General features: G+C 35.6%; 11 protein-coding genes and 1 pseudogene. 3 read left to right on the plus strand and 9 right to left on the minus strand.

Annotated features, from left to right (window positions below):
* Positions 1 to 563: 563 nt before the first annotated feature.
* Positions 564 to 821, plus strand: a complete 258-nt coding sequence (locus ASU00_RS23550; RefSeq protein WP_057915873.1) for a hypothetical protein — start codon at positions 564 to 566, stop codon at positions 819 to 821.
* Between the two features lie 351 nt (positions 822 to 1172).
* Here the strand turns inward: ASU00_RS23550 and ASU00_RS23555 are convergent, their stop codons facing one another.
* The 3 genes from ASU00_RS23555 to ASU00_RS23565 form a co-directional block, all read right to left on the minus strand.
* On the minus strand, positions 1173 to 2057 hold the full coding sequence (locus ASU00_RS23555) for an alpha/beta fold hydrolase (protein ID WP_236712828.1): 885 nt from the start codon (positions 2055 to 2057) through the stop codon (positions 1173 to 1175).
* Positions 2058 to 2760: 703 nt separating this feature from the next.
* Complete coding sequence (locus ASU00_RS23560) at positions 2761 to 3327, minus strand: DUF1572 domain-containing protein (RefSeq protein ID WP_057915874.1); 567 nt, start codon at positions 3325 to 3327, stop codon at positions 2761 to 2763.
* 285 nt (positions 3328 to 3612) lie between these two features.
* Positions 3613 to 4020 carry an Lrp/AsnC family transcriptional regulator gene (locus ASU00_RS23565; RefSeq protein ID WP_057915875.1) on the minus strand — a complete coding sequence of 136 codons (408 nt, stop codon included), beginning with the start codon at positions 4018 to 4020 and terminating at the stop codon, positions 3613 to 3615.
* A gap of 134 nt (positions 4021 to 4154) precedes the next feature.
* Here ASU00_RS23565 and ASU00_RS23570 point away from each other — a divergent pair, with 134 nt between their 5' ends.
* Positions 4155 to 4919, plus strand: coding sequence for an MBL fold metallo-hydrolase (locus ASU00_RS23570; RefSeq protein WP_057915876.1), 765 nt, complete (start codon positions 4155 to 4157; stop codon positions 4917 to 4919).
* A 177-nt stretch (positions 4920 to 5096) separates the two neighbouring features.
* On the plus strand, positions 5097 to 6407 hold the full coding sequence (locus tag ASU00_RS23575) for an MFS transporter (RefSeq protein WP_057915877.1): 1311 nt from the start codon (positions 5097 to 5099) through the stop codon (positions 6405 to 6407).
* Positions 6408 to 6945: 538 nt separating this feature from the next.
* Here the strand turns inward: ASU00_RS23575 and mphM are convergent.
* The 6 genes and pseudogenes from mphM to ASU00_RS23605 form a co-directional block, all read right to left on the minus strand.
* Complete coding sequence (gene mphM, locus ASU00_RS23580; protein ID WP_057915883.1) at positions 6946 to 7851, minus strand: macrolide 2'-phosphotransferase MphM; 906 nt, start codon at positions 7849 to 7851, stop codon at positions 6946 to 6948.
* Between the two features lie 918 nt (positions 7852 to 8769).
* The gene (locus tag ASU00_RS23585) at positions 8770 to 9423 is read right to left on the minus strand and encodes an SDR family oxidoreductase (RefSeq protein WP_057915878.1); all 654 of its coding nucleotides are present in this window, start codon (positions 9421 to 9423) and stop codon (positions 8770 to 8772) included.
* 167 nt (positions 9424 to 9590) lie between these two features.
* Positions 9591 to 10013, minus strand: a pseudogene (locus ASU00_RS23590) (SDR family oxidoreductase); the annotation flags it as partial.
* A 27-nt stretch (positions 10014 to 10040) separates the two neighbouring features.
* Entirely contained in the window at positions 10041 to 11075 is a 1035-nt protein-coding gene (locus ASU00_RS23595) for an NADH:flavin oxidoreductase/NADH oxidase (RefSeq protein ID WP_057915880.1), read from the minus strand.
* Between the two features lie 104 nt (positions 11076 to 11179).
* Positions 11180 to 11626 carry a MarR family winged helix-turn-helix transcriptional regulator gene (locus tag ASU00_RS23600; RefSeq protein WP_057915881.1) on the minus strand — a complete coding sequence of 149 codons (447 nt, stop codon included), beginning with the start codon at positions 11624 to 11626 and terminating at the stop codon, positions 11180 to 11182.
* A 277-nt stretch (positions 11627 to 11903) separates the two neighbouring features.
* Positions 11904 to 12095: a hypothetical protein gene (locus tag ASU00_RS23605; RefSeq protein WP_057915882.1), complete on the minus strand. Its 192-nt coding sequence runs from the start codon at positions 12093 to 12095 to the stop codon at positions 11904 to 11906.
* Positions 12096 to 12433 lie beyond the last annotated feature (338 nt).

The following is a 12433-nucleotide window of genomic DNA, read 5'->3' on the forward strand; positions in this document are numbered from 1 at the left end:
CCTAGATAGATGCCATGCCTGGCACACTAAGAAAAAGCCGTCTTATAGACAGCTCCGATCTTAAGCTAATACACCCGTTTGTGAAATAAACCTTAGAGAAAAATCACAATAAATAATAATCCTACACCAATAAGAACGCCACCAATCAACTCATAGTTATCCCATAAGAAGAACAAATTACTTTTACTTTTAAAATCGAATGAAAGAATCCTTTTCCTTAACCAAAATCCAAAAATTACAATAAATAGAAAAGCAAAAAGAAGTAACATTGGATTATTTTTAATATATAGTCACTCCCATTTTTTACACCTAGCAGTAATTGTTAAATAATACTGATTGATTTTGTACTTATTCTTCACTGGAATAACTATACAAGTACATTCTTTCACAATCTCAAAGGTGTAGAGCCTTTTTAGACACAATCCAATCACCTACAAAATAGAGTTGATAATGGGGTACAAGATATTCGTATGGTACTTTATCCTGTACAAAGAACTTCCAACCATTACTTTTGCATTATGTTATTGTATAATTTAGGTATTACATAAAATGAGGTGGCATGCATGGAAACTATCCAAACAGAATTAGTAGACGGCTGGAAACTTATAGCACATCCGGATTATACGGTTTTCTCTAATGAAAAAAGCTATATTGTAGTGCAGAAAGACGATATGAACGAAATGATTATAGCCTTTTCTATCAACAACAACACATTTAGTGTAACTAGTTGTAATTGGGGATTAAAATTCGATTTCCGTAGCGATGAAAAAACAATTGCCATAACCACCGATCCAAATGAATATGAAGAAGATGAAGATTGAAAAGTAAAGCATCCTTTCGAGGGTGCTTTCTTTTTATCTAAAGCACAACAGGGTAAGATGGGGTGAAACTTTAGAAACCCTATGTTTCTTTACTTTTATATTCCTACTTTTAGGGGTACCTCCAACATTTCGAAAATTTTGTACGCTAAGCAAATATCAACCTAAAAAAGTCGATTTCCTGTATTGATAAGGAATCGAATCGACTTTTTTGTTCGCTTGTTAGACTAACGCACCCGTTAGTTCATTAAGGGTACTTGAACTAAAGTTCTCACTCTAATCACCAATTCACATTAGTGTCGATGACTATATTATCATGAGATGCCTGGAACTAAATAGCCGTAGTCATAACCCTTATTCAATATTTTTTAGAAAGTCTTCAATCGTTTGTAACAACTTTTCAGGGTACTCCCCATTGATAGCATGAGAGGCGTCTTCAAATAACACCATATTACTGTATGAATTTCTTAAATTTTCTACACCGATTTGAAACGACTTTTCGGAATGATGCATAGTCGATTGACCAGCCAAAATTCCGAGCACTGGCATCTTAAGTTTCTTCAAATGTTCAGTTTTAACCTTTTCTGGCATTGGCAATTTACTTTTGAATGTTCGCATTCCTGTTTCAATCAATTTGGCAGTCGGCTCACTCTCATCAATTTCAGCACCACCAGAGATATAACTAAGCATTCTTTCCCTTATTGATTTTGGCACTGCTGGTACGGAAGCTGGAATCGAAACTAGAATCATTTTTAGTGGAATAGGACCAAAAACATAAACTGGTTCTACTAATATGAGTGTTTGAATTTTTTCTGGGTGCTTAATTGCTAAATTTGCCGCACTCCATCCACCAAATGACAATCCTAATAAGTTGATTTCCTCTTCTGGCAATTGTTCTAGCACTTGTTTTAACCAAATAGCTTGATCCATATTAGTTTTGATACGTTTTGTCTCTATACTTAACCCTGGCTCACCTATCAAATCAATTGTGTAAACCGGACGGTGTTTTAGAAAATCATTGAGATTTGCTTCCCACATTGGTGTAGCAGACCCCTTTCCAGGAAGTAACAATAACGGTGTTTTGTCTGGTGTTTCCTCTTCTTGAAATTTGTATAGCTTCACTTTACCAAAATCGGTATTGAGCATTTTTGACTCAAAAGGTTGTGGTAAATAACTCATCGCCTCATGATAAGAATTTATGTATTCTTGCTTACCTTCATTTGTAATGAAACCACTCATTGAACCATCATCTTTGAAAAGACCTGATTATGTAAAATAGTTTGAATATAGCGAAAAAAACAATAACTAAAGTGATCCATCTTTTTTTTCGTATACATACAAACCTCCTTCTATTCTTACTATAGACTATGACGTAACATTATAAGAAATGCATAAATTGAAGTAATAAACGATATAACCACAGTACCTATTTCGAGAAAATGTGTTGAATATCAGATAACAACCTTCTTTTGATAAATTGAACGTTATTCAACAATCCTGCCCCTTTAGTTCCATAAGAAAAGGAGCTGCTGATCAACTCCTGGTAAAGAAGTAAAGCACCCGTTAGTTGAAGTAAGTCTTTTATTTTTTTTTGATAAATATTCTTTTTAAAATACCAATGACAAAAATTGAAAATATAAAAATTAAAGTAGAGATTATGGCAGATGGATTATCAAATCGAGATTCATAATTAGCTATCAATATAAGATAAATTAATAATCCTGCTAAATATATAAGAATTGTTTTCATAATTAGCTTAGATATCCTTTCGAATTCTTCTTCCTTTAATTTTAATAAAAATCCCTATTCAATCTCTAGAATAATCTAAGTTCTTGTTAAACTAAACTGCCCCGATAGTTGCATAAAGAATAAGTTGCCTTAAAGATAGCTCCGATCTTCAGCTAAAGCACCAGTTAGCTCAATAACATTCGAATCTGTATTTCTAAACAAGATTATCCTCTACTTTGATTGTTTGCTCTCGGTGATTATCAAGCATTTGTTTTAAATGTTCTTCAGATTTCCCCTTTGGAATACTGAGGCTTTCCCATTTTTTATTTTTTACTTGTTTACCAATATAAACAATTTGTCCCACATGATAAGCATAATGTGCCATTTGCCTCTCAATAGCCTCTATTACCGAATGACCTTCTCCACGAATATATATTTTTTTTAATAAATCTTGTTCACTTAAACCAGTTAAAGTATCAATTAGGGTTTGCCAACCCTTTTCCCAAACAATAGTGAGCTCTGATTTTGAAGATATATCATCTAAAAATTCTTCGTCACGATTTCTATATTCCTTCTCTCCGTCTGAAGTTAAAAAGTTAGTCCACCTTGAAACCATATTTCCACTCAAGTGCTTTACTATTATTGCAACACTATTTGACTCGTCATTATAAGTCCAATAGATTTCCTCTTCAGATAATTGGTTTATCGTTTTACCTCCAAGACTTTTTACACTTTTAAATCTTTCAATTACAATTTTCAAATATTCGTCTCCAATATTCATAATTCCGCCCCCACAAATTAAACATTTTTCTACGTAATTCTATTTATAAAATTTTACCATGTACAGTGAAAATAATAGAGCTTTCTGCAACTAAACTTCCACGTTAGCTCCATAAGAAAAAGAGCTGCCAAAGCAACTCCCTTAATGAAGTAAAGCACCTGTTAGTTTATGTACAATCCTTCACATACTACTTTGGAATAAGTAAAAGAGGTGCCGCAGCTACCTCCATTGTTCAAATCAACTTCTCTATAGTTTAAGTACAAATCCACCATTTTTATTAATGTATTATTTATTAATAACAATAGATAATTTATAGTTTGCATACTTATTTAACTCTAATAAAAATTGATTTAACGCTTCATTACTTGGAAACCTGCACTCCAAAAGATAACAGCCATCTCCACTGATTTTATAATTATTGATGACATACCCCTCCTTTGTTTTGATAAATGAGAGATAAGGTTGATGGTGTGTACCTTCTATATAAATATTGATGAAGGCATACGTATAGCACCCTAATTTCGCTTGATTTACTTTAATACTATACCCCTCAATGACCCCATTATCCTTTAACTTCTCCACTCTTGCTGCAGCTGCCGGTCCTGTTAAGTGAACTCTCTCCCCTAATTCTTTCATCGTAATCCGGCTATTACTACATAACTCATCTATAATTCGTTTATCTGTTTGATCCATCTGAACGTCAACTCCTTTCAAATTTAAAGTCAAACGGCTAAAACACTTTATTTTATCTGTGTATTTGAATGCTGCTCATATTATACACTTAACACTGTTAGGAAACACACATGAAAAGAAAGGGAGTTGTAAAGATGAAGATTACACAAATTCGAAATGCAACGATAGTTGTAGAATATGCAAATAAAAAGTTTTTAATTGATCCTATGTTAGCAGAGAAAGGTACGTACCCATCTTTCCCTGGTACGATTAGGCAAGATCAAAACAATCCTTCAGTGAGTTTACCAACCTCTGTTGACGATATTATCAGTGGTGTTGAGGCAGTCATTATCACTCACTTACATTTAGACCATTTTGACGAGGCAGCGCAAAGACTATTACCAAAAGATATTAAAATGTTCGTTCAAAATGAAGAAGATGCAAAGGAAGTTCAAAATACCGGGTTCCAAAATGTAGAGGTATTAACAAAGGACACTGTCTTTGAAGGCATCCAATTAGTTAAAACAAGAGGCGAGCATGGAAGAGGAGAAGAACTATTAAAGCTTATGGGGGAAGTATGTGGCGTTGTCTTTAAACATCCAAATGAAAAAACATTTTACGTAGCTGGTGATACAGTCTGGTATGAAGGTGTACAGGAAGAATTAGATACCCATAAACCAGATATTATTGTCGTCAATGGCGGAGATAATCAATTTATAGAATATGGTTCTCTCATTATGGGAAAAGAAGACATCTATGAAGTACACAAGGCGGCTCCTAATGCTAAGGTTATTTCTGTTCATATGGAAGCTGTTAACCATTGGACACTTTCTAGAGAAGAATTAAAAAACTTTAGTAAAGAAAAAGGATTCTCAAGTAATATTTTAGTACCAGAAGATGGTGAATCCTATAAATTTTAATATGAACACCGACAAATAGTGTCACGTTCCTATTTAAAAATAAGAAATAGAAGAAGCTCATAATTATTGAAAATTTAATTATGAGCTTCTTTTAATGACGATATGAATGAAATGTTCCAAGGATGACAAAACAAACATGAAAAGCTACAAGGATATTTCGTTAGGAGGGTAAGGTTCATGTCAATGTCAGCAAAAGATACAAATACCTCAACACAGCAGCCTATATGGTTGCAAGAATATATTGATTCACCAGAAAGACAAATACAGCTTTATAAAAAAACATTAAGAATTTTGATTCTTTCACAAATCTTTGGGGGAGCAGGACTTGGAGCCGGTATAACAGTAGGAGCGCTTCTTGCACAAGACATGCTAGGGACTGAAAATGCGGCAGGAATTCCAACTGCCCTATTTACTTTAGGTTCTGCAGGAGCTGCCCTACTTATAGGCCGGTCTTCACAACGTTTTGGCCGTAGAGCAGGACTTGCAGGTGGTTTCCTTGCAGGTGGGTTAGGTGCTATTGGTGTTATAATTGCAGCTTTAACCAACAGCATCCCACTTTTATTTATTTCTCTTTTTATTTATGGAGCTGGTACGGCGTCTAATCTACAAGCGCGATATGCAGGGACAGACCTTGCAACAGATAAACAAAGGGCAACTGCTGCAAGCATGGCCATGGTTTCCACTACCCTGGGTGCTGTAGTTGGTCCTAACTTGGTCAATAGAATGGGAGAATTTGCGGATTCAATTGGTGTTCCAACCTTGGCTGGCCCCTTTATCTTGTCAGCAGCTGCTTTTATTATTGCCGGATTATTTATCTTAATTTTTCTTCGTCCAGACCCTTTAGTTGTGTCTACAGCTATTGCGAATGCTAAGAAAAAAGAAGATACCGCACAGAACGGGACAAATTTAAAGAATGCTACCATAAACAAAAAAGGTGTTGTTGTAGGGGCAGTAATTATGATTTTGACTCAATTTGTCATGGCAGCCATTATGACAATGACACCAATTCATATGGGACATCATGGTCATGGTTTGGGAGAAGTAGGATTAGTTATAGGTTTCCATATAGCAGCTATGTACCTTCCTTCACCATTGACAGGTATACTGGTAGATAAGCTTGGCCGTATTACTATGGCTGTTGCTTCTGGTGCTACACTCCTAGCCTCTGGATTGGTGGCAGCTTTTGCACCGGTAGATTCAATGCCAATGCTTACCCTGGCGTTAGTGCTACTGGGTTTGGGCTGGAACTTTGGTTTAATAAGTGGGACTGCTCTCATTATAGATTCAACACACCCATCTGTGCGTGCAAAAACACAAGGATCAGTCGATGTCCTATTTGCACTGTCAGGAGCTGCTGGTGGGGGGGTTTCAGGAATGGTAGTCGCTCATTCTAGTTTTGCAGCATTATCACTTTCTGGAGCCATTCTGTCACTAGTGCTTATTCCTGTAGTTGTATGGTCTCGGAAAAGTCCAAGCAAAGAGCTATGATAGAAAATTTTTTAAGACCTTATTTCTTGAATAGTTAGATTAATGTAGATATATCCCTATATAGTAAATTACAATTAAAACATAATTAACAAGGCAGCTTTCAGCGAGAAATTGAAAGCTGCCTTTATTCATATAGGAGGTAACTTATATAAAACAAAACCCCTTGGCTTCCAAAGCGTTTCACATGGATTTTATACATCCTTGATAAATCAACGTTTCCGGCTTATAAAGAAGCCTAGCGGCTGAAAAAAAAAAATGAGGTTTTATGGAATCTCTTGTTGGACTAAAACTGCCCCGTTAGTTCATTAAATTTTAAAAATCTTCTGAATGTGCGATATTGTGAAGAACCGCACGTTTAAAAGGCTGCCAATTGGTAGGCTTCTTATGGCGCTAACGCACCCGTTATTTCCTCTGTGAAAACGCATGCGTTTTGGCTTGTGAAATCTTTATTCACAGTAATACAAGAGAAAAACTTAGGCAGTTATTATTCATTGAGAGGAACTGTATTTTCCCATATTTACTTTATTTTTGCTTAATGCTAACGGTCATCCAATTCCAATGTTTCTCTTGCCATCTGCTTATACTCTTCCAAGCCTGAGATGATGGCAAACTCAGCAATTGCAACAGAATATGCCACAGTAAGTTCAATAATGTGCTCCTTCATTGCTGGCCAGTAAATCCCTCCTGCTTTCCTGTAGTAATCGATCAGTTTCTCCAGGCCTGTTTCCCCGAATACGAGGTAATGAGAAACAAAATCATTTGATATATCTGTTACTTTTGCTTCAGTCCAGTCGATTAAACCGGTTACGTTGGCATCCTTATCAATCATCGTATGCCCAGCATGAACATCTCCGTGAATCAAACCTGTCTCCTGAGGCCACAAATCCTCATTTTTCACCCAGGTCTGCCAACGTCTCCATAGGGATTCACCTACGCCAAATTCTGCTTTTACCTTTTCCATACGCTCAATCATTGATTTTCTTGCCTCCTCTGCTGTATGGACAATCAGTCCTACTTTAATAGCTTCTGCTTTCGGCACTTTATGCAGCGAAGCCAGAGCTTTTGCTAATGTCTGATGAAACTGCTCAGGAACATTTTCATAGTCCATCTCCCACACATAGTTTTGAATCTCTTGATTGATCGTGCCTGCCGGTACTCCAGTTAACTTTTTATACGCTATCAGATCATCTTCATAAATCGACCAGACTGGAGTCTGAAAAGTAACATATCTTTTGACAAGATCCAATGCTTTCTTCTCGATTGAGGTCCTAGTCATCACATCTTTTCGTCTCGGAAACCTTAGCACCCATTCCTCGCATTTATCATCTTCTGCATAGACAACTAGAAAGTCCAAACCTGATTGGTTGAATACAAGAGACTCCTCTTTCACTTTCAAACCATACTTTCTTGCTATTTCTGCTGCTTGCTGTTTCTTCAAAGCAATCACTTCCTTCTCCTGTTCTTTTTGTAAAAAAAGCCGAGTTTATTATGAATAACCTGTTTTTCAAAATAACAATAAATCTCAATTAATACATTTTTATAATATATTATATAATTTATCTTCTCCAGCATAAAATACGTTGATGAATGTTTTAAATCTATCGAAGACACAAAGATAAATACATTGGGGACATTAATTTGAGTACATTGAGTTATTAATCCACTCAAAACCGCACCAATTCATTCTCTAAACTGTTTTGAGATACAAAATCGAGTACATTATAACAATACAGTCATACAAATTAATCTTCTTGATTATTTTATAAAAAAGATTGATTATTTTTGTGATCCTTAATGAACTAACGCACCCGTTAGTTCAACAAGGATGGTTTATGAAATCCCTTTCAACTCAGAGAAAATATCCATGCTGCTATTATTAATATAAAAAGAATTATAGCAACAATCATCATTTCTAAATTAGTCTCTTTATTTTTTGTTTCTTCTCTCATTTTGGGGTAGCGTCAGGAAAATGCGAATTTACAACGTTAAGCAAATTAGAGCATAGAAAAATCGGTTCCCTACAACGTTTAGAAACCGATTTAATAATATAGCTTCTTATCTAAAGCCCCCGTGGGAGAAACCCCCGACAACTAAACTGTTCACCCTCTACTTATAGAAACATGATTGAGGCTGGTTGGGGCAAAAGTGATTCCCTATAACAAGCCAAGCTGTGACACTATAAGGAGTCCTAGAGGTTATCGGTTAGATTTAGATTTAATTCAAGGAAGAAGATAAGAATGAATCCAGTGGTTGGTCTGGATATCGCCAGAGGAGAAAGTCAGATCCAATTATAACCTTCCTTATTTGTTTTCATTTAAACAAGAGCACCTATAATAGGTGCTCTCGCATAATAAATCTATTCTTATTTGACCGTTTCTAATGCATCAACTATGCTACTGTCACCTTGCTTAATATAGAAGCTCTTTTTAAATAAATGCTCTTTACCTAGAGTTTCCACAAGGACATGAGCAACATCTTGCCTTGTAATAAGGTAATCGTTGAAATGGTCTTGGCGTGTTGTTTGATGTAGCTCAATCTTGCCGTTAGCATTATCATTATTCATCGGACCCGGTCTTACGATGGTATAGTCTAAATTACTTTGCTCAATGTAGTAATCAGACATATTTTTTGCCACCGCATAAGGTTTCATCTTTTCACTCTCATCATCAACGTCTAAACTGTCAGCCGCACTAAGTTGAACAAAATGTTTAATGTCAGATTGATTCGCATAATCAACAGCTTTTTTAGCCCCCCATAAATCAATAAGCAATGTCTTATCTACTCCAGTAGAGCCACCAGAACCCGCAGCAAATATCACTGAATCAATACCCTTAAAGGCATGTGAAAAGTCTTCTTCTAAATCGCCTAACACTACATGGTCGGCACCTAAGTTCCTTAGCTCTTGTACTTGTTCCTCTTTGCGTACTAAAGCCGTTGCGTTGTGTTTAGTATCTTTTAATTTCTTAATGATTTCTTTACCTACTTGACCATTTGCACCTATCACTAATACGTTCATATCCAGACCTCCCATTAACTTGCATGCGTCTGCATGTTTATTTGTGTTACACACTTTATTTCAAGCAATTAAACTTGAAATGAAATTTACCATTCTTGCTTAGTCGGAGTTACAAAAATGTCATTAACCATTACATTACTAGGTTTGTTGACTGCAAATGCAATCGTTTAAGCCACATGTTCAGGAGCAATAGCAACCTCATTTAATTCTCCTAATACCTCACTCATATCTTTATCAGTTACCTTATCTTGCCAATTTGTCGCAATTACACCTGGAGAAACATATACAGCTTGAATGTTATGGTGAACAGACATTTCTTTTCGAAGACTTTCTGTAATGGCTCTAGTAGCATACTTCGTAGCACTATACACACCATGCCCTTCTCCTACCGCATGACCTGCAACTGATCCTACATTAATAATTTGTCCTTTTCCTTGTTTTTTCATTTGAGGAAGGACTTCTGCAATGCCATATAAGACACCCTTTAGGTTTAAATCAATCATTTTCTCCCATTCGTCGACATGAGCATTATCCCATTTTGAAAATAACATTAAGCCCGCATTATTGATAATAGTGTCAATCCGTTTGTATTTCTCGACGGTATAATACCCCTTTTTTTAAAATCCTGTTTCGTATTGTACTGGGACAATTGTATTTGTATCTTTTCTTAACTGTTTTGCCGCTTCTAACGCCCAATAAGGATTACGTAACATCCCTCTTCCAACAGCAACCATATCCGCATCTCCAGTTCCAACAACCGCATTAGCAAGAGCAGGTTCATCTAAGCGACCAACTGCAATGACAGGTACATTTAAAGCTTTTTTAATTTCTCTAGCTAACGGAACTTGATATGCAGCGTGTGTGCCTGGTTTTCCCCATGCAGCAATTTGCCCTTCGCCACCTGAAGAAATATCAAAGATTTCTGCTCCTGCTTCTTTGTAAGCTTTTGCTAACTCAATAGCACCCTCAATATCATAGCCACCATCTACATATTCTTTTGCAGATATCCGCATCATTAAGGGCATATCTTTAGGAATTTCTTCTTTTGCTGCTTTAAGAATGTCTGAACCGAATTTAGTTAAGTCTTGACCAAACTCGTCAGTTCGTTTGTTGGTTAAAGGCGAATGGAATTGATGAATAAGATATCCATGTGCTCCATGAATTTCAATTACATCAAACCCTGCTTGAACAGCTAATTGAACTGATTTACGAAATTTCTCAATCATCCCGTAAACTTCTTCTGTAGTTAATTCTCTAGGTGTTTTTGAAGCCTCATCAAATGGGATAGCAGATGGAGCGACAGGTATTTCCGCATCTTCCGCTTTACGACCAGCATGCGCAATTTGAATAGCTGCTTTTGCTCCATGTTGATGAATTCCATCTACAATCCGCTTTAGTGCTGGTACTTGTTCTACAGACCATAAACCTAAATCATAATCAGATATACGACCGTCAGGTTCAACGTCCGTCATTTCTACCATGACAAGCCCTGCACCACCTATGGCACGACTGACGTAGTGAATATAGTGCCAATCCGTAGCAATTCCATCTTTTTTCTCTACACTATACTGACACATTGGTGACATCATAATACGATTTCTTAGTTCAAGTCCTTTGTAGGAAAATGTATCAAAAATATTAGGTTCGTTCATGTTATACAGCTCCTTGATATATTTTAAATGCATGCGTCTGCATGTAATTGCTAAGTTATCACCTGCAAAAACAAAAGTCAATTAACATGATTTGAGAGAAAGTCTCATGACTTTCTCTCTTTGATACCCATACTATTATTTCTTAAAACACTAGAAATTATGCTTTTATCTACATCTAAATCATCAATAACTGAATTAAACGTCTTAAGTGCACGCTCAAATTTAATTAACCCTAGAGGAGTAAGTGACGTATAAATACCACGCTTGTCATCCTCACAAATAGAACGTTCCAATGCACCACATGTCTTAGCTTCAAGCCTTCCGACAAGTCTCGACATGGCACTCTGACTTAATCCAATTAATTCTTGGAGTTGTTGTAATCTAAGCTTTCGGTTAGTTTCTTGTGATAAGTAGTACATAACATAAAACTCTTTAAGTGAAATATCATTGTTTTTCTTTAATGCTGTTTCTAATTCAGTTGCAATTTTATCCTTTATGGTAGTGAATTCTAACCAATTAGTTAAGAACTCCATTTGACCGTTATCATTCATAGCAAACACCTTCTTTCAAAGCACAAAATACATATTCCAGTTCTCTACATTCTACCCAATATAAAATAATAGGTATCAATAAAGCTTATCATTAATGCCTTAACGTATCATAGTTTTTTTATAGAATAATCGATTTAAGTTAGAAAAAAATATTAATTATAAAAATAAGTTAACTAACTAGAACCTATAAAGCTGACCTGCCCCTTTAGTTCCATAAGAAAAAGCTACCTTAGAGACAACTCCGATCGTCAGCTAACGCACCCGTTAGTTCATTAACTCAATCTTTATTACCTTTTCTTTCTTTTGTCATATGTAAAACTAATGCTACAAATAATGAGATAAAGAAATAGCGTAAATCAATTTTTAGACAACCAATACATCCAGTTAAGTAATCATAGCAGGCGAAAAGAAAAAGAAATATTGATATTGCAAAGAATAGTTTAGCAGCACTTTTGTTTCTTGTGTTCATAAATCCTCTCCCAACAGCTAAGATAGCAATATTAATCTTGAAGTATAGCTCCTGTTAGTTTAACAAGGTTTACATTATCCCTCACGTAATATTTTTTGAAACATTTTTGGTTGATATTTTTCAAAAACCTTTATCAATTATTAAAGAATCGCGCCATTTAATTGAAGAGCTTACAACAATAATTTATAATTTTGCACATGGACACACGTTTAGTTCAATTACAAAGTTTAGTACAATTTAATTTCTATCCAAGTTTGTATGCATACTATAATGGATTTGAGTCAATATTTTGGACACTAAAAGGTTAAATCTTAAGCTGTATTCCTAATTCGATCTTC

Origin of the sequence: Peribacillus muralis (assembly GCF_001439925.1) — a bacterium.
Classification (GTDB): Bacteria; Bacillota; Bacilli; order Bacillales; family DSM-1321; genus Peribacillus; species Peribacillus muralis.